The following is a 21,558-nucleotide window of genomic DNA, read 5'->3' on the forward strand; positions in this document are numbered from 1 at the left end:
GTCAGCCTACGGTATAGGCGGCGCGCGAACGCGCCTCCTTCAGCGCAAGAGCCCACCACTTGAGTTGGTGGAACATGGTCTTGACAGCGCGGGAGCTGCGCTCCGGATCGAGCGGGCCCGCACCATCGGCAAAATGCTCCCACACCCCGTGAAAGCTTACTGCCTCCCGGACGGTGACGGTGTGGAGCTCGGCAAATACCTGCCGAAGGTGTTCGACGGCCCTCAACCCGCCGGAGACGCCGCCATATGAAACGAAGCCGACCGGCTTGGCGTGCTACTCTTCAGTAGCCTGGTCGATAGCGTGCTTAAGATAACCGGGCATGCTGTGATTGTATTCGGGGGTGACGACAACGAAGGCGTCTGCCTTGGCGAGCTTACCCGTGAATGCCTTCATCGCCGGTGTCGGCTCCGCCAAGTGCCGGCTGGGCAGATCAATGTCTGCAACATCGATGAGGGAAAGCTCGAAATCGTCCAGTCTCTGCGCCTCTTGGGCAAACCAGTGTCCGACTTTGTCGCCATAGCGTCGTTCCCGCGTGCTGCCGATCAGCGCTGCGAGCTTGAGCCGTTCAGTCACTTCCGCTCTCCTGTATCAGGCCAGGAAAGTGATGACACATCGGGACGATCGATGGGATTGCTAAAAGTTAGCGCCTTCTGATCTAATTGATCGATCATGCTCGACGCGCTCACTCTCGATCAGATGCGGATGTTCCTAGCCGTGGCGGACGCGGGTAGCTTTCGCCTGGCTTCCATGCGGCTCGGTCGCGCGCAGTCGGCAGTAAGCCACGCGATTGCCAATCTGGAGACCGAACTCAAAACGGTGCTGTTCGACCGGTCGACTCGTCGGCCGACTTTGACCTCGGACGACGGGCCCTGCTGGACGACTGTCGCTCGCTGGTTCTACGCGCCGATCTGCTGCGCGCGAAGGGCAGGGCATGGGCAGCGGCATTGAAATCGAGCTTGCGCTCATGGTGGACACGCTTGTTCCATTGCCGGCCGTTGGCAGGGCTCTTGAAGCCCTCCACGCCACCTATCCGACGGTTGGCGTCCGCTTGCAAATAGGTACCCTTGGGGAACCGATCGATTGCCTCCTGCAGAGCACGGTCGACCTTGCGATAACGGTGGGCGAAGACCTGCGCGATCCGCGCCTGGAATTCGATTCCCTCTCGCCTCTGTCGATGGTGGCGGTTGTCGGTGCTGGGCACGCTCTTGCCTTCATTGCGAAGAAGGGCGGGTGAGTACGCCAGAGCTGGCCGATCACATCCAGATCGTCCTGATGGACCCTTCACCTCGCTCCCACGGCCGCGATTATGGCGTGCTCTCGCAGCGCAAGTGGCGGGTGGGTAGCCAAGAGGCGAAACTGGCTTTGATCAGAGCAGGCATCGGCTGGGGGCGGCTTCCACTTTGGTTGATCGAGCAGGATCTTGTCGAAGAGCGGCTCGTGCAGCTTTCAGCTGCTGCGCTTGGTGAAAATGGGACAACGAAGAGCTGGGTCTATCTTGCCCGACGGCTCGACAAACCCTTGTTGCCAGCAGCCAGGTGCCTCAGGTCCGCACTTCTAACCGGAGCCGGGCTTGGTGATACTGCCGGGCTTCGATAGCCTAGGCGCGCCTCGCCAATTAGAGACCTTGCCGATGCTGTGCCTGCGGCAGACTAATCCGGCAGGCCGGGCCGGTCGAGCTTCTTTGGCGAGAGCGTGAAGATCTCGGAGCCGGCATCGGTGACGCCGATCGTATGCTCGTACTGTGCCGACAGCGAACGGTCGCGCGTCACCGCCGTCCAGCCGTCAGACAGCACCTTCACATGCGGGCGGCCGAGATTGATCATCGGCTCGACGGTGAAGATCATGCCGGGCCGCATCTCGACGCCTTCGCCAACGGTGCCGTAATGCAGGATGTTCGGCGCATCATGGAAAAGCTGGCCGACGCCGTGGCCACAGAAGTCGCGCACCACCGAGCAGCGCTCGGCCTCGGCATAGGTTTGGATCGCGGCGCCGATGGCGCCGGTGCGGGCGCCGGGCCTGATGGCGGCGATGCCGCGCATCAGGCATTCGTAAGTCACCTCGAGCAGGCGCTCGGCGGCGCGCTTGATCGTGCCAACCGGATACATGCGCGAGGAATCGCCGTGCCAGCCGTCGAGGATGTAGGTGACGTCGATGTTGACGATGTCGCCATCCTTGAGCGGCTTGTTGTCGGGAATGCCGTGGCAGACCACGTGATTGATCGAGGTGCAGGACGATTTGGTGTAGCCACGATAGTTGAGCGTGGCCGGCAATGCGCCGTTATCCATACCGAACTCGAAGACGAAACGGTCGATGGTCTCGGTGGTGACGCCGGGCTTCACCATCGACACAAGCTCGTCGAGACAGCGCGCGGTGAGGTCGCAGGCCTTGCGCATGCCCGCAAAGCCTTCCTCGCCATACAGGCGGATCTGGCCGGTGTTTCTCAAGGGGGCCGTTGCGGCGTCGAGATAGGTAACCATTCTTGTCCGTTCGCAGGTTGGCTCCTGACGCGAGCCGATGCGGAAATTTTCTCCAGATTTGGCACTGGAAGCCGCAAGGTTCAAGGACGAAGTGCCTGCAACCGGTTTGCCGCGGGAATATTCGCCGGATCGGCGCGTCTGGGTGTCGCAAGCTTTCCTTTCACCACTCCATGAGGTAGGCCGGGTCCGGATATAGGAGATTTACGCCCGTTGACGGCACCGGAGCGCGCAAGATCGACGCTGCCGCCAATCAGGACCGCGTGCTCGGCCCTGATGGCGCTGCTTGCGCTTGCGCTGGTGAGCTTCGCCCAGGCTGAGGTCTCCGCCTCGACAGCGTTTGCCTCGGGCCGTGCCGACATCAGCGCGACGCGCCAGGGCGAAACGCTGGCCTTGCTGAGGGTCGCCGGCAAGACGCAGGCCCTCGAAGCCCGCGCCGGCCGGCCGCTGCCGGTAAAGCTCGTCAGCGGCAATCCCGGCATTCTCGCTCCCGCATCCGCTTTCCTTGTCGGTGGCGGGGCTTTGCCGGCGCAGGCCGGCATTGCGCCTGTCTTTGTGGCCGGGCCGCTCTCGCATGCCAATCAGCCTCGCGCGCCACCAACCGCCTGAATCCGGCGGTCGCTGACCGCAGCTTTCTCACCTCAACTATTCCCTTCGCGCCGTGACCTGGCGACGGCTATCGGCCGTCCGCCGGTTGCGTGGCGCGTCCATGGACATTTCTCGATGCAACGTCTCAAGACATTCAAGACACTCACGCGCGCTGCTTCGGCAGCCGCGTTTCTCGCCGTCCAGGCAGTCATCTGCATAGGCACCGTTTATTGGGCTGTAGCCGCAACGCTGCGCATGGAAGGGACGGCGGCGATCGTGCTCGGCGTCATCTTCGCCGTGCCGTCCGCCTATCTGCTGATGGTGGTTTCGCGCATGGCCTATGAGGCGGAGACGGACCCGGCGAACCAGTAGACGCGATGGGATGGCGAAACCTCGACGGGGCGATGCCGGTTGCATCGCCCTGTGAATGGTGTGGCCAGAGCGCCGATCTGCCGCAGCAATTGCTGGGCCCGCACCGCACTGAGGTCACATTCCTGCGTCAAAAACCGGTCAAAGAAACTTTTCGGAACGGAAGGCGTTGCTCCGGCTGCACCAGTTCGGGAGACGGGGAATGGACAGACTGCAATTCGAGGTGCCGGTGCGCATCACGCCCGCGCCTGGCCTGCCGGTCGAGGAAATCTACAGCGTCGAGCAGGCGCTCGATTTCCTGCAGAACTGGCCGAAGCGCCGGCAGGGCAAGGTTTATGACGCCGCGTTCAACGCCTGCTTCGGCGCGACGGTCGATGTGGCAAGCGCCGAGGAAGCGTGCCGGGCCTTCATGGCGTTCTGCCGGGTCAGCGGTTTGCTCGCAAGGGACATGATGTTGCCGCTCAGGCGCGGCGGCAGCGCAAGAGGGTTCCGCGAGGCGAGGGCGTAAAGCTTCAACCGCCGAAAGATACCCCTCTGTAGTGCATTCCCACCTGCACGCCGCGAACGATCAACCTGGACAGGATCTCCATGTCCAGCGGCATCTCCGGCCGCCACACATCAAGCAGCAAGGCAATACGCGCCTGATCGGCGTTGTTCATGACCTCGTGCTCGAAAGTGTCGTCCCACAGCAGGCACTCGCCGTCGGCGATCCGCTTTTCCTCCTGGTTGATCATCATGATCGTTGCCGGGCGGCCGTCCGACTGTTTCGGAATGACAAGACCGAGGTGAAATCTCATGATGCCGCGAAAGGGGCCGCGGTGAGGCGGGATGTGCTTGCGCGGCGCCAGGAATGAAACAGCCGCAGACTTCACCTCGGGGCATTCGGACAGCAACCGGCCGAGGGCAGGCATCTTCCCGAGGTTTTCCGGGATGGTCATGTCGTAGGCCTTGAGCACGAACATGCGCCAATCGAGGCCGTCATTGGCCGAAATCTCGGTCTGTTCCGGCATGATGTCGTGGAAACGCGGCACCCGGTTCAACTGCACCGACAGCGCTTCATCGCGAATACTCTGCCAGGCGGCCGCGAACTTCGTTGCGTTGGGAAAATGCGTGCCGGCATCAAGAACCGCTGGTGCATCTATGCGCTTTTCATAGATCCGACGCACCAGATCGGTTCCAAGATCGTAGACGTTCGACATCGCATTGCCTCGACCATGTTATAATATAGTGCGCAATTTCTTTCAGCCATGGGTCACGGAGATTTGTTCCCGCGGATTCAGGCAGACGTTCGGTTTGTATCACTGCGTCTTCGATGCCAGCCGCGGGCCAGTCGTGGCGTCGACGACTTCGGGCGTCGTGCTGTCGATCGCGCCGTCCCAGCCGCCGGCGGCAGACGTCCGAAACGCGCTGCCAGAAACGCGCCGTCCAATCTTCCTCGCCTGTCCCTATCGGACCTGAATCGGGCAGCGCGCGCCCCAACCTAGTGTGGTACCGCTGCTACAGCATTTGCCTGTCACGTCGGCTATGGGTGAGCTTACGGGTGGGGATGATTCATGATCAAGATTTTGTATGCGTCGGTCGCCTTGGCTGCCCTGGCAGCGCCAGCGAGCGCTCAGGACGGTAGCTGGACGGGATATTACGCTGGCGTGGAGATCGGAGCCGGGTTTTCGCATCCCGGGTTCGATGGTGCTTCGGCCGTCAGCAGTTCGGATTTCAGCGACACGGCGTTCATAGGTGGGGTCTACGCCGGCCACGACTGGCAGGCAGGCCAATTCGTCTACGGCGGCGTCGCAAGTTTCGATTTCCTGGGCTTTCACAACCAGAGTTCGTCTCATGTCGTGATGGACCCGATTTTCGGCGGAAAGACCCACTCATACAATTACGATTTGGACTGGGTAGCGTCTGCCCGGGCGCGTGCGGGCTTCCTGGCGTCGGATCAGTTCTTGCTGTACGGCACAGCCGGCGTTGCCGTTTCCCGCTTTGAGACATCCTCTTCGACAACCGGAATCTTGGGCGGGGCGGACGCAGTCAACACGACCAAAGTTGGCGGGGCATTCGGTGCAGGTGTCGAATACGCTTTTGCTCCGCATTGGGCGCTCAAGACAGAATACGTCCACTACGTGTTCAACAATGTTCACGCGGGCGGCAATGGCGCCGACCAGGTGACATTCAAACCGTCGTTTGGCACCTTGAATTTCGGCATTTCGTACCGCTTCTAGAGCATGATGCCGAAAAGTGTGAAGCGGTTTTCGGACGACATCATGCTCTATCTCTTTGATTTAGAGCCGGATTCAGATTTAGGCCGATTCGACCTGAAATCATCCGGCTCTAGCGAGAAAAGCGCGTCCCGCTTTAAAGTCTTTGGATTTGACGCATGTCGTTTCCCCAAAAGTCCTGCGCAGCTTGGGCGACATGCACTAGGAAAGCTTGCGGCCGAATGACTTGGCTGTCTCGCGCACAAAGTGGCGCGACAAGCCGGGTCCCTGAAAAACCGGAAGGGTCGGAACAACTCGCACGCGCTTCTTGAACTCGTCCAAGGTCAACGCAAAGACAAGCTGATCCAGGCGTTCACCCGTTTTTATGTCGAGTCGGTGGGACAGCAACGTGCCCTCTTGGCGCAGCATTCCAAGCCGGCAAGCTGTCACTGCTGCTTGATTTCGAGCCAGCGGCTCAAACATCAGCTTTTCCAATCTGCGTTCGACGAACAAATGCCAGATTGCGAGGCGAGTGGCCTCGATGGAAATCTGGAGCTTCCGCTGTGCCTTATCCCCGACGATGATGTGCAGCGACCCGATGCGGTGACGTGGATCAATCTCGATCATGATCAAGCCGATCGGGTCGTCGTCGAGCAGGCGGATCGCCAGCAGGTTACGCCATACATTGTCGAAACTATTGACATACGAGCGGAACGATTCGAGCCCCATTGCCGTGCCAGGCATGTTCAACCCGGCGCTGACGGCGGGATCGGCAAGCCAGCGGGTGAAGCGTTCATTCACTTCATTCGGCCGCAAGGTGCGGATTCGGCAGGTTTCGCCGGAGCGGTCAACAAATATTGCTTTTTGAGCTGCGGCTATTGGTGGCAACCCTACGCGTTGACCGGCGTGAGGCATCTTGGGCATCTGCGGGACTCACATCAAAAACTCTGGCCGGACAATGTCATCAAACTCCCGCCGAGGGGAGGATCCAATTTCGCCGACCTATTGGAAAAGGCATTCGAGCCGTTCTTCCGCGTCGACCCGTCGCGCACGCCATTTGTTCCGGGCGCCGGGCTGGGCTGACGATCGCCAAGGACATCCTCGAGCACTATGCGGGACGATCCGGCTGGAGAACCGGCAAGGCGGAGGGTAGCTGCAGACGGTGGTGTTTGACGCTGTTTCCTAGTGGATCCGCTGTTCAACCACCGGAGCCGACAGCTGGTCGGCTGCAGGCCCCGCCGTGCAACTCGGGACACCGCAAACGATTGGCCGCTGCGCGACGTGCTGTGATCACAAAAAAGATTGCCAGGACGCAGAAAGCCCCGCCGGCAACTTGCCAGCGAGGCTTTTATCAAAACCCGACCGTAATCAGCGACGATCGTGTCCGCGGCCGCCGCTCTGGTGGCCGTTGTTTGCGGCACCCAGGCACTGGCTCCAGTAGTCATCGTGATTGCTGCAAGAAGTGATAGTCTGCTGCTGAGCATAAGCCGAACCGGCCAAGCTGAAAACCGCGACAGTAGCAAGAATTGCATTACGAATGATGTTGGTCATTTGAGTTTCCCTTTGCTCTTATTTCCGGCAGTGCCGGTCGACGCCGTTTTTGCAGCGATCATGTTTCGATCTGATGGCGGGCAATTTCGGCTTTGTTTCGAGGAGGCAACTCCGCACGCTCGCTGTCCGGGGATGCCTGGGGACGGCTCTGTTCACCTCAAAACCCTTGGACCAGCTTGTTTGTATGCGAACGTTTCAGCGGCACCTGTTTGGTTACAGCCCGTGAGCTTGTGTGTGACGCAGCGGAAACAATCATCGACCATTTAGTACGGATCGAAAGCAGCCGAAGATCGTTCGCGGGACGGCTTCGGCACATGGAAGGATGATGAGCTATGCCGATCTTAAAAACGCTCAGCCGCATGGGAGCGGCCCTGAAATATGCGCATGATGCCCAAAAAACGACGCGGATGCTGAACAGCCCGCCGCGCGAAATGCAAATGGATTTTGGCTGGGCAGTGATGCCGACAACCAAGTATCTTTCTTTCAACACGTGGGACGGTATCTGACAAAGTTTCAGCGTGGAGCCGGCTTAAGCCGCACTTGTTCGGCAGGAATGCAAATCCGCAGCGTGCCGATGCGCAGTCACTGGCGACGAAGGCGAGTGGCTTCCGCGTCATGGGAGTGTCCCGTTCACTCGTTCGAACGTTCTGCTCGGTACGAATAGTTTGCGCAGGACTTCCAGCGGCTAGGTCGCCGTCTTTCAACACGAGCGGTCTCCAGCCCTACCAGACGGTCATGGCCGCCCATATGAGCTGCTCAAGTTCATGCAACTGTTTAGGTGGCGGATGCCTGGCACGCGACTGACATTTTGCACCGCGGCCGACGGAGCCGCAGAGGTCAAGGCGAAGCCGGCCCAAGTCGATCTTACTGCGCGATTCCTAACCCACTCGATGGAAACCCTTTACGGCGATCCGTACGGGAATGGTATCGACCACCACTCCACTGGCTTCGTCCTGGTTCGGGTGGAGCATGTTTCGAAGCGGAAGCAGACGGGCTGCTGATCGATTCTCTTCGGACGAGGCCCGGCTGCTCAGGTGGCCCGGCTACTCCTTGTGCGGAACCATATACCTGACAGCGCTGTCGCCGTGCGTAACCGTAACTGTCGTATAGCCGGCTGGCAGAGAGCCCGTGACAGTCGGATCGACCACGTCGCATCGGCCGACCATTCTTCCGCCAGGAGCGCCGGCGAGTTCTTCTGCCAGCGAAATGCGGCATTCGTTGAGGGAGGCGTACACCCGAGGCGCCGTATTGACCGGTTTGCAGATGGAAGGTTCGCCTGGGCTGCACAAAAGTAAAACCATCACCGCTGTTGTAGCCGGGTCCATCGTCGGAGCTCCTTTGTGGAGCTTTAAACGCTCGCGAAATCGCTTTGTTTCAGATTTTGCTAAAATACCAGGCAGGGCCCGGCGATTTCGGTGGCCGGACCCTGTCGGTTCTCGGGAACAAGTCACGTTAGTCCCCCGTTGATTATTAGCAGAGACTAATACGATGGCTTTTAGCGTCACCAGTGCGTCTTCGGATGCTGTTCTCGAAGCCAGGAATTGTGACGCTGAGATTCTTGGAGTCGTCGATCTCGCCAACAAGATCGATGCCAAGATCGGCACCATGCGCCTGGGGCAAGCTATCCAGTTCGTTGCGAATGCATCCGTGCTTGGATACGGCGTTCGCGGAGCGATGGTGTTTTACGGAAAAGCAGGAACACCGAGCCTCAGGGCGAGGGAATGTGAGCAGTTGTGGGCGCTATATGGTCTCGCCCTGCTTGAGCCATAATGTCTGACTCGATGGAGCGCTGGAAGGCGTTCACGTTATGAAAAGCGCGAACGCATGATTTGACACGAGCCCGCTGCGGATCGCAGAGCGCTTTATTTTTCGCGAATCGTGCGTGACCGTCGGTCGAAATAGCAGACGCTTATTTGACGTTTACTGGATGATTTGCCGGGAGAGGGTGCTAACTCGCTGACAGTGCTGGTACGCCCAAGGGGAATCGAACCCCTGTTACCGCCGTGAAAGGGCGGTGTCCTAACCGCTAGACGATGGGCGCGCTCAGACGAAGCGGCTTATAATTGCGTTGTTCGCAACCGGCAACCCATCTGCCGCCACATGCGACAACTTTTTTCAAGAGCGGCAAAAACCGCTCTTTCGTCGAGCTCGGACACTATTTGCGACCGCACTTGATCCTGCAGCCTCAGAGGTTAGCTGGAATGCCTCTCTCGCGGTCGTCATTCTATGGCGGAGCAAGGAGCGACGCGACGCGGTCGCAGACCATAGAATCCCCTGCCGCGACGTTAAGGCGTTGCAACAGCTCAGAATTCTGCTCCGCAGGATATTTTCCGCCCAGGTCACGGCATAGATCCTTGGGTCTTGGCTCCGCTTCGCGTCGCTGCGCTCCAGGATGATGAAGTTCGACGGCTTCGGCCAATCGCGAAATGCTTGTGCGGCAGGACTCGTCCAAATGGAAGCTGTTGGCGGCCGAGCGCCTTTCTACCGAGGACTCAGTCGTCGCCACCGCCGCCACGCCGGCGGCAGCGCCAGTTCCAGTCGCGCTCGGGGCCGACGTCGATATGGACGGATTCGGTGTGGCAGTAGGTTCCGACGCCGCCGCGGCCTGGCATCGAGCGCACATAGCTCGCCAGCTCCCATTTGGAGACGCCGGGCATCTGGATGTCGGCGGCGGCGCAATACATGTGCAGCGAGTTCTTGGCGCCGTTGGCGCGGCGGTTGCGGGCAGGGTCGCGATAGCCGGAGGTGACGATCATCTTGCGGCCGAAATGACCCTCAATCGTCTTCAGCACGCGCACCAGCGACGGCTTCAGGCAGGCGACGTCGACGCTTTCGTTCTGCTTCAAGAGGCCGTTGGGCGCGAGCCTCGCCATGCCGGCGGCTGACGCCACCTGGTAGGAGCCGCCGCCTTCGTCCTCGTTGAGATCGACGTCGCTCTCGTCGTCGATGCCGGACTTGCGCTTGATCTCGAACAGCGCCGTCTGGCGCACGCCGGGCAAGGCATCGGCGCCGGTGATGTGGTTGCTGCTGTCGTCACCGAGAGAGGCCAGTTGCACCGGCTTGGCGCCCGGGGTCGCGGAGGCGAGGGTGACGATCGGCTTTGCCGGCGGCGGCGTGGTCTTGGCTTGTGCGGCGGGCTGGTCGCTGGAGCGCGTATTGATCAGGGGGGCAGGCGCGGCCGAGGCCGGCGTGGTGCTGAACAGCGAAGCGAACAGCCCCTTCTTCGGCGCGGCGATCGGCTGCTGCTGGGGCTCGCCCGCTGTCACATAGACGCCTTTGCTCATCGCCTGCACGGTTGCCTGCGCTTGCGATGCGACCGCGGCGGCATCGCCGGCAGCAACCTTGTCGGCGGCCGCTTTCGTCTCCTCTGCCGTCTGCGGCGGCTGTACCAGCGGTTGCGGCGTGTTGCCGGCGATCGAGGCGGCGTCAGCAGGTACCGCTACCGCAGGAAAGGCTGCTCCGGGCCGGGTTTCCGGCACATAGGCAACTTTTTCCGGCAACGGTTTGTCGTCATCGCCCATCACGGTCGATGCCGTCTGCGGGGATGTCGGGGAGACCGCCGCCGCCTCCGAGGTCGAATCGGCCGACGCCTCGGACTGGGCGCTGGAAGCCGCGCTCATCTCGGTGGCGGTTGAATTGTAGGCGGGAGTGACGACCGACATCGTCGGGTCGCCGGTCGAGGTACAGGAGGCCAGAAGCACGGAGAAAAGCGCTGCCACGATGCTGCGGCTTTCCCTTCGTGCGAGGCGCCAACCTGCTGATTTCAAAATAAAATTCCCCCTCGGCATCCGGTCCGTATATCGTCGCCGCAGCGCTCCAGTGCCTCTAGCGACGACCTCCTGTTCCCGAACCGGAAACGGGATCTGAATCGATCTGCAAAGCCTCGGATTTATTACTTGTCTGAAGGCGATTGAGGCTGCGAAAACGATTAACATCCCCATTTCGCCCTGTTTTGGCGGGCCGTCAACTCACCACACATTACAGCGCGTTACACACGCACCTTGACATAGGTGCCCGGCGCGTCTCCCAAGGTTTTCATACGCTTGCCCGGTTTGCGGGCGGGCACATGCATGTTGTCCTGGCTTTCGATCCAGTGCTGCCAGTGCGTCCACCATGAGCCGGGATGCTCATGCGCGCTGGCGAACCAGGTGTTGAAATCCCCCACCGGCTTGCCGCCGGTCCAGTACTGGTACTTGTGCGCCGCCGGCGGATTGACGACGCCGGCGATATGGCCGGAGCCCGCCATGACATATTCGACCTCGCCACCGAAATAGCGCGAGCCGAGGAACACCGAGAGCGCCGGCGCGATGTGGTCTTCTTTCGTGGCGAGGTTGTAGACAGGGATCGTGATGTCGGCCAGCGAGACGGTGCGGCCCGCCAGCTCCATCGTGCCGCGCGAGAGATTGTTCTCGAGATAGCAATTGCGCAGATAGAAGGAATGGTTGGCTGCCGCCATGCGGGTCGAATCGGCATTCCAGTAAAGCAGATCGAAGGGCAGGGGATCCTTGCCGCGCATGTAGTTGTTGATGACATACGGCCAGATCAGGTCGCCCGAACGCAGCATGTTGAAGGCGGTCGCCATCTTGGTGCCGTCGAGATAGCCCTTCTCGTTCATCGAGCGCTCGACCGCCGCGACCTGGTCCTCGTCGACGAACACTTTGAGGTCGCCGGCATAGGTGAAGTCGACCTGCGTAGTGAAGAAGGTCGCCGATTTGATACGGTCGTCGCCCTCCTGCGCCAGGAGCGCAAGCGCCGCGGCCAGCAGCGTGCCGCCGACGCAATAGCCGATGGCGTTGACCTCCTTCTCGCCGGTCGCCTTCTCGACCATGTCGAGGCCATATTGCAGGCCCTCGCGGATATAGGCCTCCCAACCCTTGGCGCCGTGGCGCTCGTCCGGGTTGATCCAGGAGATGACGAAGACCGTGTGGCCCTGTTCGATCGCCCAGCGGATGAAGGATTTCTGCGGGTTGAGGTCGAGGATATAGTATTTATTGATCCAGGGCGGGCAAATGAGCAGGGGGCGCTTCAGCACCGTCTCCGTCGTCGGATTGTATTGGATGATCTCGGCGACATCGCTGCGGCCGATCACCTTGCCGGGTGTCGTGGCGATGTTCTTGCCGATCTCGAACGGCGCGTAGTCCGCCTGGCGCAGCTTCAGGTCGCCCCGGCCGGCGGCGATGTCCTCGGCCAGCATCTTCATGCCGCGCACCAGGTTCTCGCCGTTGGAGGCGACGGTCTCGCGGAACAGCTCGGGATTGGTCAGGATGAAATTCGACGGCGCGATGGCGTTGGAGACCTGCTTGACGTAGAAGCTCGCCTTGTGGCGGGTGTGCTCGTCCAGGCCCTCCGCATGATCGACGAGATCCGAGGCCCAGCGCGAGGTGACGAGATAGGCCTGTTTCAGGAAATCGAAGAAGGCATTGCGGCCCCATTCCGGGTCCTGGAAGCGCTTGTCGCCGCGCTCGGGCTTGACCGCGTCCTCGGGGGCTTCGGCGTTGGGGTCGGGGCTGACCTTCTGGATGGCATTCGCCCAGACCGTCATATAGCCGGCGAAGAGCCGCGTCTGCGCTTCCAGCGCGCGCTGCGGGTCGGCCAGCCAGTACTCCGAAAGCTTGGAGAAGGTCTTGACCATGTCGACCACGGGCTCGGCGACGTGGTCGCGCACCTCACCCTTTTCGCGCGGCTCGGCCCAGGCGGAGGCCGCCTTGCCGGCCTGCTCGATCATGCGCGCCATGTTCAACGCGAAGCGTTCGGGATCTTTCACCAGATATTGCTCGACGGTCGAAGGTCCGCCATTTTCCGCTTTGTCCGAATCGGGCGCTTTGGACATGGTTCGCGGGGTTCCTCCCGGAGCGTTTTCTTGACATATTACCATGGGACATCTGACCGGGTCCAACACGCTCTAACCCGGCTGCCAGGAAAACAATATGACGATTAATGATGGCGGGACTTATTTTCTCGGCGCCGATTCGATTTGCCGCATCGCCGCCGCGGCCATAGTGCTATGCACGCCGTTGCTTGCGGGCGGCTGCGAGACCAGCAGCAACACCAACAATGCGAGGCCGACGGCGGTGACCGAGGGGCCGAAGGACACCGGCTCCTATCCGAACCTCAACATTCCGCCGCAGGTAGCCGCCAAGCAGCTGACGAAGGAAGAGACCGCCGCCAAGCTTGCCCAGCTCAAGGCCGAGCAGCAGGCGCAGCTTGCCAAGGGCGGCCGCGCGAAGCCAGCCGCCAATACGGCGGCGCTGAACACGCTCGCCAGGACGCATGGCGACGACGCGCTGAAGCAGATCGAAGGCAAATGCGATCCCTCCCTCGACCCTAACTGCAATTAGGTCTATATCGCGCGCCGAAAAGCGCCCCCTTGATCGTCTGGAACTCCAATGGAAGAATTTCATAAGGTTCGCCGGCTTCCGCCTTACGTGTTCGAGCAGGTCAATCGGCTGAAGGCCAGCGCCCGCTCGCGCGGTGCCGACATCATCGACCTTGGCATGGGCAATCCGGACCTGCCGACGCCGAAGGCCATCGTCGACAAATTGTGCGAAGTGGTGCGCGATCCGCGCACGCATCGCTATTCGTCCTCGCGCGGCATTCCGGGCTTGCGCCGCGCCCAGGCGAGCTACTATGCCCGCCGCTTCGGCGTGAAGCTCAACCCGGACACGCAAGTGGTGGCGACGCTCGGCTCGAAGGAGGGCTTTGCCAACATGGCGCAGGCGATCACCGCGCCCGGGGACGTCATCCTGTGCCCCAATCCGACCTATCCGATCCACGCCTTCGGCTTCATCATGTCGGGCGGCGTCATCCGCTCGCTGCAGGTGGAACCGGACGACGGCTTCATCCCGGCGGTCGAGCGCGGTATCCGCCACTCGATCCCGAGGCCGCTGGCGCTGATCCTGAACTATCCGTCGAACCCGACGGCGCTGGTCGCCTCGCTCGATTTCTACAAGGACGTGGTCGCCTTCGCCAAGAAGAACGACATCGTCATCCTGTCGGACCTTGCCTATTCCGAGATCTATTTCGACGGCAACCCGCCGCCCTCGGTGCTGCAGGTGCCGGGCGCGATCGACGTCTGCGTCGAGTTCACCTCGATGTCGAAGACTTTTTCCATGCCCGGCTGGCGCATGGGCTTTGCCGTCGGCAACGAGCGGCTGATCGCAGCGCTGACGCGCGTCAAATCCTATCTCGACTACGGCGCCTTCACGCCGATCCAGGTGGCGGCGGCGCATGCGTTGAACGGCGACGGCGCCGACATCGCCGAGGTGCGCGAGGTCTACCACAAGCGGCGCGACGTGATGGTCGATTCCTTCGGCCGTGCCGGCTGGACCATTCCGGCGCCGGCGGCCTCGATGTTCGCTTGGGCGCCAATCCCGGAACAGTTCCGCCAGCTCGGCTCGCTTGAATTCTCCAAGCTGCTCATCGAGCACGCCGATGTGGCGGTGGCACCGGGCATCGGCTTCGGCGAGCACGGCGACGATTTCGTTCGTGTGGCGCTGGTCGAGAACGAGCACCGGATCCGCCAGGCGGCGCGCAACATCAAGCGCTTCCTGGCCTCGACCGCCAAGCAGCCCAACAATGTTGTGCCGCTCACCGCGCGCCGCTGAATTCACCGCACATCATACCCACCAATTTTTGAGGGGCGTCGCCGGACATGGCTGAAGCATTGCGTGTTGGAATTGCCGGCCTCGGCACGGTGGGCGCCTCGGTGGCGCGCGTGCTCAACGACAAGGGCGCCGAACTCACCCGCCAGTGCGGCCGCGACATTGTCGTCACAGCGGTTTCGGCGCGCGATCCGAAGCGCGACCGCGGTGTCGATCTGGGCGGCACCAAGTGGTTCGACGATGCCGCGAAGATGGCTGAGAAGGCCGACATTGATGTCTTCGTCGAGCTGATCGGCGGCGACGAAGGGCCAGCGCGTGCATCGGTGAAGACGGCGCTCGAGGCCGGCCGCCATGTCGTGACGGCCAACAAGGCGCTGTTGGCCAAGCACGGCGTGCAACTCGCCGAGATCGCCGAGAAGAAGGGCGTGCTGCTCAACTACGAGGCTGCGGTGGCCGGCGGCATCCCGGTCATCAAGACGATGCGCGAGGCGATGGCCGGCAACCAGGTCACCCGCGTCTTCGGCATCCTCAACGGCACCTGCAACTACATCCTGACCCGCATGGAGGCCGAAGGCATCTCTTTCGATGCCTGCCTCAAGGACGCGCAGCGCCTCGGCTATGCCGAAGCCGACCCGACCTTCGACATCGAAGGCCACGACACAGCGCACAAGCTGTCGATCCTGACCAGCCTTGCCTTCGGCACGAAGATTGCCGCCAACGATATCTATATGGAGGGCATCTCCAACATCACCCAGGCCGACATCCGCGCGGCGGCCGACCTCGGCTACCGCATCAAGCTGCTCGGTGTCGCGCAGCGCACCGACAGCGGCATCGAGCAGCGCGTGCATCCGACCATGGTGCCGACGGCCTCGGTCATCGCGCAGGTTCATGGCGTCACCAATGCCGTGGCGATCGAGACCGACATCCTGGGCGAACTTTTGCTCTCCGGCCCCGGCGCCGGCGGCAACGCGACCGCCTCGGCGGTGGTCGGCGACATCGCCGACATCGCCAAGAGCCGGCCAGGCTTCCAGCACGGGCCGGTCTTCGGCTGGCCGGCGAAGGAATTGAAGCCCTACAGGAAAGCGCAGATGCGCAGCCATGCCGGCGGCTATTTCATCCGGCTCACCGTGCACGACCGCATCGGCGTCTTCGCCGCGATCGCCAAGCGCATGGCCGACAACGACATCTCGCTGGAATCGATCGTCCAGCAGGCCGCCGGGCCGGCAACCGAAGCGCAAAAGACCGTCATCCTCGTCACCCACGAGACAACGGAAGCGGCGGTGCGCAAGGCGGTCGACGGCGTCACCAAGGACGGCCATCTCACCGACAAGCCGCAGGTGATCCGTATCGAGCGGGCGGAATAGTTCAGGTCATACTTCACCTTTAATCGATTGATATTGCTGCCATTTCAAAAATTGACATGGCAAGTCTTGCCGTTGTCATGGAGCTTTGCCAGAAGAAGCGCGCCTCTGGCGGGAGGCGAAGCGCAGTTTCAACGAGGAATGCCCATCCATGAACATGGCCCAGAACATCGCAGCCGGTCTCGATCGTATCCTCACCATGGAAGTGGTGCGTGTGACCGAAAGGGCCGCGGTCGCCGCTGCCAGGCTGCGCGGTCGTGGCGATGAGAAAGCGGCCGACCAGGTCGCCGTCGACGCCATGCGCCAGGAACTCAACCGGCTGGCAATCAAGGGTACCGTGGTGATCGGCGAGGGCGAGCGCGACGAGGCGCCGATGCTCTATATCGGCGAAGAGGTCGGCACCGGCAAAGGCCCGGCGGTCGACATCGCGCTCGATCCGCTCGAAGGCACGACGATCTGCGCCAAGAACCTGCCCAACGCGCTTGCCGTCATCGCCATCGCGGAAAAGGGCAGCCTGCTGTTCGCGCCCGACGTCTACATGGACAAGATCGCCATCGGGCCGGGATACCCGGACAGCCTGATCGACATCGACGCGCCGCCGGCCGAGAACATCGCCAATCTCGCCAAGGCCAAGGGCGTGGCGGTGTCCGACATCACCGCCTGCATCCTCGACCGGCCGCGCCATGCCAAGCTGATCGACGCGGTGCGCGCCACGGGCGCCGCCATCCGGCTGATCGGCGACGGCGACGTCGCCGGCGTCATCCACACCACCGATCCGGAAGAGACCGGCATCGACATCTATCTCGGTACCGGCGGCGCGCCAGAAGGGGTGCTGGCCGCGGCGGCGCTTCGCTGCACCGGCGGACAGATGCAGGGCCGGCTGATCCTCGACACGCCGGAGAAGATGGCGCGGGCCGAAAAGATGGGCATTTCGGATCCGAAGCGGGTCTATCGCGCGCAGGACATGGCGCGAGGCGACGTGCTGTTTGCGGCGACCGGCGTCACCGACGGCAATCTGCTCGGCGGGGTGAAGTTCGGCCGCACCTTCATCACCACTCACACCATCGTGCTGCGCTCGTCCTCGCGCACAGTGCGCGAGATCAAGGCGCGTCACCAGGATCTGGAAAAGTTTTGATTTCGCCCTTGTAGAGACTTTCGCGCAGTTTCGGCCGGAGAGCCCGTCCACAGCTTTCCTGGGGTGGTTCGCTTTCCCGGAATTGCTAGGGCTGTCGCATATTGATATCTGCCGAAGGATGGTGTGCAGACGGCGCGTCTCATGATGGGCGAGAGACGCTTCTTCCTCGATGTCAGGCAGTCGGCGACCGGTGTTTCCTGGGAGCACCGGCTGACCGAGCGGCAGGACATGGCCGCTTTGGCCATCGCGCAGGGCCATGGCGTGCCGGATATCGTCGCAAGGGTGCTGGCTGGGCGCGGCGTGACGGTCGAGCAGACCGAGCGCTTCCTCGATCCGACCGTTCGCGAGCTTTTGCCGAACCCAGCCTCGCTGACCGACATGGAGAAGGCGGCGGCGCGCATCGCGGACGCGATCGTGGCCGGCGAGAAGGTGGCGATCTTCGGCGACTATGATGTCGACGGCGCTGCGTCGTCGGCGCTGCTGAAGCGCTTTCTGGCGCATTTTTCGGTGCCGTCCGAGATCTATATCCCCGACCGCATCTTCGAAGGCTACGGCCCCAATCCGGAAGCCATGCGCGAACTGATCTCGCGCGGCGCGAAGCTGATCGTCACCGTCGACTGCGGCACCAACAGCGCCGTGTCGATCGAGGCAGCGAAAGAAGCCGGCGCCGATGTCGTGGTGCTCGACCATCACCAGATCGGCGGATCGCTGCCGGCGGCCGATGCGGTGGTCAATCCGAACCGGCAGGACGACCTTTCGGGGCAGGGGCATCTCTGCGCCGCCGGCGTGGTCTTCCTTTGCCTGGTGCAGACGGCGAAGGTGCTTCGCGAACGGTTGCCAAACGCCGCGCCGGTCGACCTGCTTTCGCAGCTCGACCTCGCCGCGCTGGCGACGGTTTGCGACGTGGTGCCGCTCACCGGCGTCAACCGCGCTTTCGTGGTCAAAGGCTTGCAGGTGGCGCGCCAGCAGAAGAACGAGGGGCTGGCGGCGCTTGCGCGGATCTCGCGCATCGGCGAGCCGATCAACACCTTCCATCTCGCCTATCTGATCGGTCCCCGCATCAATGCCGGCGGGCGCATCGGCGATGCCGCGCTCGGCAGCAGGCTGCTTGCCACCGACGATCCCGTCGAAGCCGCAAGCATTGCCGAGACGCTCGACCGGCTGAACCAGGAACGGCAGCAGATGGAACTGGAGATGCTGGCCCAGGCGCGCGCCGAGGCCGACGCGGAGCTAGCCGGCGGCAACGGTCCCGGCATCGTCGTGACCGCCAGCAACAGCTGGCATCCCGGCATCGTCGGGCTGCTGGCCTCGCGGCTCAAGGAACATGCGCGCCGTCCTGCTTTCGCCATCGCCTTCAATTCCAATGGCATCGGCACCGGCTCGGGGCGCTCGGTCTCCGGCTTCGATCTCGGCCGGCTGGTGCGCGAGGCAGCGGAGGCCGGGCTGATCGCCAAGGGCGGCGGCCACGGCATGGCGGCAGGCATCACCGTCGAGCGTGCCAAGCTCGGTGCGCTTCGAGCTTTCTTCGAGGAGCGCGCAGCGGCGGATGTGTTCCGGCTGCAGAGTGAGGAAAGCCTGGCGATCGACGGCGCCTTGGCCGCCGAGGGCGCGACGCTGGCGCTTCTCGACGCGTTGGAGAAAGCCGGCCCGTTCGGCGCCGGACATGTCGCGCCGGTGTTCGTGCTGCCGCGGCACAGACTTACCGATGCGCGGCCGATCGGCACCAACCACATCCGCGCCGACCTGCAGTCGCAAAGCGGCGGCCGCCTCCAGGCGATCGCGTTCCGCGCCGTCGACACTGCGCTTGGCGACTTCCTGTTCAAGAACAGGGGCAGGACCGTGCACATAGCCGGTTCGCTGTCCGGCAATTACTGGAACGGCAACCGCTCGGTGCAATTCCGCATCACGGATGCCGCGATTGATTGACTGACGCTTCAGATCAGGCGAGCACCGTCTGCAGCCGCCTCAATTCGCTGATCTGAGACATCGTCGCCTGATAGCCGATGCGGATCGCCTCGTCGGCGCGGTGGAACTCGGTCAGTCCGATGTGGCTGAGCTTCGGCTGCAGCGACATGTCGGGCGGATCCCCGGCGAGCCTGGCGCGCGAGATCCGGTCCTGGATGATGTTGAAGGCCTCGACCATGACGCCCGTGATGCCGAGGCGGGTCTGGTGCGGCGGGTGCTGGGGGTTGACCTGGCCGGGACGCGGCGCGTCGTTCTCGATGACGAGTTCGCCCGCGCTGTGCTTGATGACCGCGGCACGCCCGAACAGGTCGTAGTGCAGGTTGACGGCAACGACCAGCGGCTGCTCGTAGGCGCGGCAGACCGAGACCGGCACCGGATTGACCAGCGCGCCGTCGACCAGCACGCGCCCGTTGCAGTTCACGGGTTCGAAGACGCCGGGCAGCGCGTAGGACGCACGCATGGCGGTGATGAGCGAACCTTTCGACAGCCAGATTTCGTGGCCGGTGCGGATTTCTGAAGCGACGGCGACGAAGGGCTTCGACAGTTCCTCAAAACGGATACCGTCCACGTGTTCGCGCAGCCGCGCATCGAGCTTCATGCCGCCAAACAGGCCGCTGCCGCGCAGATTGAGATCGAGTAGCCCGAAGAGGCGCCGCTTGGTCAGGCTTCTGGCGAACTCTTCCAGTTCGTCCAATTTGCCGGCGAGATAGCAGCCGCCGACCAGCGCACCGATCGAGGTGCCTGCGATCATCGAAACTTCGATGCCGGCTTCGTCGAGCGCGCGCAACACCCCGATATGGGCCCAGCCACGCGCACAGCCGCCGCCGAGCGCCAGCGAGATGCCCATCTTCTTCGCCGATTTCGGATCGAGCACGCCGCCGGACGATGCAAGGCCGTTTGCCTCCTGAACGTCAGGTCTGCTGCGCAATGACGCCCATTCGAGCATCATGATCTCCCTTGTCCCGTGTCCCTTCTATCACAAGGATGTTTGAGAATAGTGAATATGAGTGGTTTGTGAATATCGAATGGTTCACGCCGGCTTCCGATACGTTTCTTGCGCATCGAACAGCGGCTTGCTGCCATCGTCGGCAAGCACCGCCTTGCCGTCGCTGAGCCCCACCGTCCGATAAAAGCAGGAACGTCTACCGGTGTGACAAGTTGCGTCGTGGCCCAATACTTTGACGCTCAACCATATCGCGTCCTGGTCACAATCGGTGCGCATCTCGACGACGCGCTGGACGTTGCCCGAGGTCTCGCCCTTTTTCCACAGCGCGTTGCGGGAACGCGACCAATAGTGGGCGATGCCGGTTTCGAGCGTCAGCGCCAGCGCCTCGGCATTCATATGCGCGACCATCAAAAGCATGCCGTCGCCGGCGTCGGTGACGACGACGGTCACGAGGCCGGCAGCATCGAAGCGCGGAGAAAGGACGGCGCCTTCCTCCAGCGCCTTCTTGTCTGCCGGGGCTTTGGGAAATTGGGGTGCCGACATTGCCGGTTCGTCTTTATTGTTTGACCATGATCTTATCCGAAAACCGGGTCCCACTTTTTCGGGACCATGGTCTGAACGCCGGCAACAGCCGGCGATCAGGCACGCACCATGGTGACGAAGCGCACCTGTTCCTCGGGCGTGTCCTTGAAGACGCCGGTGAAGGTCGAGGTGAGCGTAGTCGAGCCCTGCTTGCGGATGCCGCGCATGGCCATGCACATATGCTCGGCCTCGATCATGACGGCGACGCCGCGCGGGTTGAGCACGTCCTGGATGACGCCGGCGATCTGCGCCGTCATCGCTTCCTGCGTCTGCAGGCGATGGGCGAAGATGTCGACGACGCGCGCGATCTTGGACAGACCCACGACCTTGCCGTCCGGCAGGTAGCCGACATGCGCCTTGCCGATGATCGGCACCATGTGGTGCTCGCAATGGGAGTGGAACTTAATGTCCCTGACGATGACGAGATCGTCATAGCCGGCCACTTCCTCGAAAGTGCGGCCAAGCTCCTCGGCCGGGCACATGTCATAGCCGTTGAACATCTCGCGAAAGGCCTTGGTGACGCGCTTCGGCGTGTCGACCAGGCCCTCGCGATCAGGGTTGTCGCCGGTCCAGCGCAAAAGTGTGCGCACGGCGGCTTCGACCTCGGCCTCGCTTGGGCGATCGGTGACAGGTCTCTCCATATAGGAGGAAGGGGGCATGAGTTTCTTGATGACGGCATCCATAAAGGCGTCTCCCGTAGTCCCACTCAAAGGTGGGACGAGTTGAACGGACCACGACCTTTCGGGTGAAACTCGCCCGGTTTCCAGCCCGTAAGCGGCGTGAACAGATG

General features: G+C 62.4%; 23 protein-coding genes, 1 tRNA gene and 1 pseudogene. 14 read left to right on the plus strand and 11 right to left on the minus strand.

The window, feature by feature from the left end; all coding sequences use genetic code 11:
- Nucleotide 1 precedes the first annotated feature (1 nt).
- Nucleotides 2–574, minus strand: a pseudogene (locus tag CK220_RS13070) (NAD(P)H-dependent oxidoreductase).
- Between the two features lie 96 nt (nucleotides 575–670).
- Between CK220_RS13070 and CK220_RS32785 the strand changes: the two are divergent.
- From CK220_RS32785 to CK220_RS32795, 3 genes are read left to right on the plus strand one after another with little or no spacing between them, the layout of a single operon-like run.
- Nucleotides 671–949, plus strand: coding sequence for a LysR family transcriptional regulator (locus tag CK220_RS32785; RefSeq protein WP_280952728.1), 279 nt, complete (start codon nucleotides 671–673; stop codon nucleotides 947–949).
- Nucleotides 933–1,235: a LysR family transcriptional regulator substrate-binding protein gene (locus tag CK220_RS32790; RefSeq protein WP_280952729.1), complete on the plus strand. Its 303-nt coding sequence runs from the start codon at nucleotides 933–935 to the stop codon at nucleotides 1,233–1,235. Before CK220_RS32785 ends, CK220_RS32790 begins: the two co-directional genes overlap by 17 nt.
- On the plus strand, nucleotides 1,232–1,597 hold the full coding sequence (locus CK220_RS32795) for a LysR substrate-binding domain-containing protein (protein WP_280952730.1): 366 nt from the start codon (nucleotides 1,232–1,234) through the stop codon (nucleotides 1,595–1,597). The genes CK220_RS32790 and CK220_RS32795 overlap by 4 nt, the downstream gene beginning before the upstream one ends.
- A 53-nt stretch (nucleotides 1,598–1,650) precedes the next feature.
- Here CK220_RS32795 and map read toward each other — a convergent pair whose 3' ends face one another.
- Entirely contained in the window at nucleotides 1,651–2,478 is an 828-nt protein-coding gene (gene map / locus CK220_RS13080) for a type I methionyl aminopeptidase (RefSeq protein WP_095811909.1), read from the minus strand.
- A gap of 210 nt (nucleotides 2,479–2,688) precedes the next feature.
- Between map and CK220_RS13085 the strand changes: the two genes are divergently transcribed.
- The 3 genes from CK220_RS13085 (at nucleotide 2,689) to CK220_RS13095 (ending at nucleotide 3,940) form a co-directional block, all read left to right on the plus strand.
- Nucleotides 2,689–3,084 (plus strand): hypothetical protein, encoded by a 396-nt coding sequence (locus CK220_RS13085; RefSeq protein ID WP_245429161.1) that lies wholly within the window; start codon nucleotides 2,689–2,691, stop codon nucleotides 3,082–3,084.
- Nucleotides 3,085–3,198: 114 nt separating this feature from the next.
- Entirely contained in the window at nucleotides 3,199–3,435 is a 237-nt protein-coding gene (locus CK220_RS13090) for a hypothetical protein (protein WP_095811911.1), read from the plus strand.
- Nucleotides 3,436–3,634: 199 nt separating this feature from the next.
- Nucleotides 3,635–3,940, plus strand: coding sequence for a DUF982 domain-containing protein (locus tag CK220_RS13095; protein ID WP_095811912.1), 306 nt, complete (start codon nucleotides 3,635–3,637; stop codon nucleotides 3,938–3,940).
- A 4-nt stretch (nucleotides 3,941–3,944) separates the two neighbouring features.
- On the opposite strand, the gene CK220_RS13100 is transcribed toward CK220_RS13095, so the two are convergent.
- Complete coding sequence (locus CK220_RS13100; protein ID WP_095811913.1) at nucleotides 3,945–4,631, minus strand: aspartyl/asparaginyl beta-hydroxylase domain-containing protein; 687 nt, start codon at nucleotides 4,629–4,631, stop codon at nucleotides 3,945–3,947.
- 354 nt (nucleotides 4,632–4,985) lie between these two features.
- Here CK220_RS13100 and CK220_RS13105 point away from each other — a divergent pair, with 354 nt between their 5' ends.
- Nucleotides 4,986–5,651: an outer membrane beta-barrel protein gene (locus CK220_RS13105; protein ID WP_095811914.1), complete on the plus strand. Its 666-nt coding sequence runs from the start codon at nucleotides 4,986–4,988 to the stop codon at nucleotides 5,649–5,651.
- A 198-nt stretch (nucleotides 5,652–5,849) separates the two neighbouring features.
- On the opposite strand, the gene CK220_RS13110 is transcribed toward CK220_RS13105, so the two are convergent.
- Both CK220_RS13110 and CK220_RS31415 read right to left on the minus strand, forming a co-directional pair.
- Complete coding sequence (locus tag CK220_RS13110) at nucleotides 5,850–6,551, minus strand: GNAT family N-acetyltransferase (RefSeq protein ID WP_095811915.1); 702 nt, start codon at nucleotides 6,549–6,551, stop codon at nucleotides 5,850–5,852.
- A gap of 444 nt (nucleotides 6,552–6,995) precedes the next feature.
- The gene (locus tag CK220_RS31415) at nucleotides 6,996–7,178 is read right to left on the minus strand and encodes a hypothetical protein (RefSeq protein ID WP_141245134.1); all 183 of its coding nucleotides are present in this window, start codon (nucleotides 7,176–7,178) and stop codon (nucleotides 6,996–6,998) included.
- Nucleotides 7,179–7,510: 332 nt separating this feature from the next.
- On the opposite strand from CK220_RS31415, the gene CK220_RS31905 reads away from it, so the two are divergent.
- Both CK220_RS31905 and CK220_RS13130 read left to right on the plus strand, forming a co-directional pair.
- Nucleotides 7,511–7,684 (plus strand): hypothetical protein, encoded by a 174-nt coding sequence (locus CK220_RS31905; protein ID WP_095811916.1) that lies wholly within the window; start codon nucleotides 7,511–7,513, stop codon nucleotides 7,682–7,684.
- A gap of 982 nt (nucleotides 7,685–8,666) precedes the next feature.
- Complete coding sequence (locus CK220_RS13130) at nucleotides 8,667–8,948, plus strand: hypothetical protein (protein ID WP_095811919.1); 282 nt, start codon at nucleotides 8,667–8,669, stop codon at nucleotides 8,946–8,948.
- A 196-nt stretch (nucleotides 8,949–9,144) separates the two neighbouring features.
- Here the strand turns inward: CK220_RS13130 and CK220_RS13135 are convergent.
- From CK220_RS13135 to phaC, 3 genes are all read right to left on the minus strand, one after another.
- Nucleotides 9,145–9,219 (minus strand) — tRNA-Glu (locus CK220_RS13135).
- 451 nt (nucleotides 9,220–9,670) lie between these two features.
- Complete coding sequence (locus CK220_RS13140; protein ID WP_095811920.1) at nucleotides 9,671–10,966, minus strand: YcbK family protein; 1,296 nt, start codon at nucleotides 10,964–10,966, stop codon at nucleotides 9,671–9,673.
- Between the two features lie 200 nt (nucleotides 10,967–11,166).
- Nucleotides 11,167–13,008, minus strand: coding sequence for a class I poly(R)-hydroxyalkanoic acid synthase (gene phaC / locus CK220_RS13145; protein ID WP_095811921.1), 1,842 nt, complete (start codon nucleotides 13,006–13,008; stop codon nucleotides 11,167–11,169).
- Nucleotides 13,009–13,105: 97 nt separating this feature from the next.
- On the opposite strand from phaC, the gene CK220_RS13150 reads away from it, so the two are divergent.
- From CK220_RS13150 to recJ, 5 genes are all read left to right on the plus strand, one after another.
- The gene (locus CK220_RS13150) at nucleotides 13,106–13,516 is read left to right on the plus strand and encodes a hypothetical protein (protein WP_176479075.1); all 411 of its coding nucleotides are present in this window, start codon (nucleotides 13,106–13,108) and stop codon (nucleotides 13,514–13,516) included.
- A gap of 48 nt (nucleotides 13,517–13,564) precedes the next feature.
- Nucleotides 13,565–14,782: an LL-diaminopimelate aminotransferase gene (locus CK220_RS13155; protein ID WP_095811922.1), complete on the plus strand. Its 1,218-nt coding sequence runs from the start codon at nucleotides 13,565–13,567 to the stop codon at nucleotides 14,780–14,782.
- A 47-nt stretch (nucleotides 14,783–14,829) separates the two neighbouring features.
- Nucleotides 14,830–16,143: a homoserine dehydrogenase gene (locus CK220_RS13160; protein ID WP_095811923.1), complete on the plus strand. Its 1,314-nt coding sequence runs from the start codon at nucleotides 14,830–14,832 to the stop codon at nucleotides 16,141–16,143.
- Between the two features lie 148 nt (nucleotides 16,144–16,291).
- Nucleotides 16,292–17,275, plus strand: coding sequence for a class II fructose-bisphosphatase (gene glpX, locus CK220_RS13165; RefSeq protein WP_095811978.1), 984 nt, complete (start codon nucleotides 16,292–16,294; stop codon nucleotides 17,273–17,275).
- A gap of 141 nt (nucleotides 17,276–17,416) precedes the next feature.
- Nucleotides 17,417–19,201: a single-stranded-DNA-specific exonuclease RecJ gene (gene recJ, locus CK220_RS13170; RefSeq protein ID WP_095811924.1), complete on the plus strand. Its 1,785-nt coding sequence runs from the start codon at nucleotides 17,417–17,419 to the stop codon at nucleotides 19,199–19,201.
- A gap of 13 nt (nucleotides 19,202–19,214) precedes the next feature.
- On the opposite strand, the gene CK220_RS13175 is transcribed toward recJ, so the two are convergent.
- The 3 genes from CK220_RS13175 to folE all read right to left on the minus strand — a co-directional run bounded on the left by CK220_RS13175 (nucleotide 19,215) and on the right by folE (nucleotide 21,451).
- On the minus strand, nucleotides 19,215–20,186 hold the full coding sequence (locus CK220_RS13175) for a patatin family protein (RefSeq protein WP_067000906.1): 972 nt from the start codon (nucleotides 20,184–20,186) through the stop codon (nucleotides 19,215–19,217).
- Between the two features lie 84 nt (nucleotides 20,187–20,270).
- Nucleotides 20,271–20,729, minus strand: coding sequence for a phosphoribosyl-AMP cyclohydrolase (hisI, locus tag CK220_RS13180; protein ID WP_095811925.1), 459 nt, complete (start codon nucleotides 20,727–20,729; stop codon nucleotides 20,271–20,273).
- Nucleotides 20,730–20,824: 95 nt separating this feature from the next.
- Entirely contained in the window at nucleotides 20,825–21,451 is a 627-nt protein-coding gene (folE, locus tag CK220_RS13185) for a GTP cyclohydrolase I FolE (RefSeq protein ID WP_095811926.1), read from the minus strand.
- Between the last annotated feature and the right edge of the window lie 107 nt (nucleotides 21,452–21,558).

The sequence above is a fragment of the Mesorhizobium sp. WSM3860 genome (assembly GCF_002294995.1).
Classification (GTDB): Bacteria; Pseudomonadota; Alphaproteobacteria; order Rhizobiales; family Rhizobiaceae; genus Mesorhizobium.

What these genes read in the sequence shown, in the direction of transcription:
- CK220_RS32785 (WP_280952728.1), top strand. Translation starts at nt 671, where the DNA reads ATGCTCGACGCGCTCACTCTCGATCAGATGCGGATGTTCCTAGCCGTG.
- CK220_RS32790 (WP_280952729.1), top strand. Translation starts at nt 933, where the DNA reads ATGGGCAGCGGCATTGAAATCGAGCTTGCGCTCATGGTGGACACGCTT.
- map (WP_095811909.1), bottom strand. Translation starts at nt 2,478, where the DNA reads ATGGTTACCTATCTCGACGCCGCAACGGCCCCCTTGAGAAACACCGGC.
- CK220_RS13090 (WP_095811911.1), top strand. Translation starts at nt 3,199, where the DNA reads ATGCAACGTCTCAAGACATTCAAGACACTCACGCGCGCTGCTTCGGCA.
- CK220_RS13095 (WP_095811912.1), top strand. Translation starts at nt 3,635, where the DNA reads ATGGACAGACTGCAATTCGAGGTGCCGGTGCGCATCACGCCCGCGCCT.
- CK220_RS13100 (WP_095811913.1), bottom strand. Translation starts at nt 4,631, where the DNA reads ATGTCGAACGTCTACGATCTTGGAACCGATCTGGTGCGTCGGATCTAT.
- CK220_RS13105 (WP_095811914.1), top strand. Translation starts at nt 4,986, where the DNA reads ATGATCAAGATTTTGTATGCGTCGGTCGCCTTGGCTGCCCTGGCAGCG.
- CK220_RS13110 (WP_095811915.1), bottom strand. Translation starts at nt 6,551, where the DNA reads ATGCCCAAGATGCCTCACGCCGGTCAACGCGTAGGGTTGCCACCAATA.
- CK220_RS31415 (WP_141245134.1), bottom strand. Translation starts at nt 7,178, where the DNA reads ATGACCAACATCATTCGTAATGCAATTCTTGCTACTGTCGCGGTTTTC.
- CK220_RS31905 (WP_095811916.1), top strand. Translation starts at nt 7,511, where the DNA reads ATGCCGATCTTAAAAACGCTCAGCCGCATGGGAGCGGCCCTGAAATAT.
- CK220_RS13130 (WP_095811919.1), top strand. Translation starts at nt 8,667, where the DNA reads ATGGCTTTTAGCGTCACCAGTGCGTCTTCGGATGCTGTTCTCGAAGCC.
- CK220_RS13140 (WP_095811920.1), bottom strand. Translation starts at nt 10,966, where the DNA reads ATGCCGAGGGGGAATTTTATTTTGAAATCAGCAGGTTGGCGCCTCGCA.
- phaC (WP_095811921.1), bottom strand. Translation starts at nt 13,008, where the DNA reads ATGTCCAAAGCGCCCGATTCGGACAAAGCGGAAAATGGCGGACCTTCG.
- CK220_RS13150 (WP_176479075.1), top strand. Translation starts at nt 13,106, where the DNA reads ATGACGATTAATGATGGCGGGACTTATTTTCTCGGCGCCGATTCGATT.
- CK220_RS13155 (WP_095811922.1), top strand. Translation starts at nt 13,565, where the DNA reads ATGGAAGAATTTCATAAGGTTCGCCGGCTTCCGCCTTACGTGTTCGAG.
- CK220_RS13160 (WP_095811923.1), top strand. Translation starts at nt 14,830, where the DNA reads ATGGCTGAAGCATTGCGTGTTGGAATTGCCGGCCTCGGCACGGTGGGC.
- glpX (WP_095811978.1), top strand. Translation starts at nt 16,292, where the DNA reads ATGAACATGGCCCAGAACATCGCAGCCGGTCTCGATCGTATCCTCACC.
- recJ (WP_095811924.1), top strand. Translation starts at nt 17,417, where the DNA reads ATGATGGGCGAGAGACGCTTCTTCCTCGATGTCAGGCAGTCGGCGACC.
- CK220_RS13175 (WP_067000906.1), bottom strand. Translation starts at nt 20,186, where the DNA reads ATGCTCGAATGGGCGTCATTGCGCAGCAGACCTGACGTTCAGGAGGCA.
- hisI (WP_095811925.1), bottom strand. Translation starts at nt 20,729, where the DNA reads ATGTCGGCACCCCAATTTCCCAAAGCCCCGGCAGACAAGAAGGCGCTG.
- folE (WP_095811926.1), bottom strand. Translation starts at nt 21,451, where the DNA reads ATGGATGCCGTCATCAAGAAACTCATGCCCCCTTCCTCCTATATGGAG.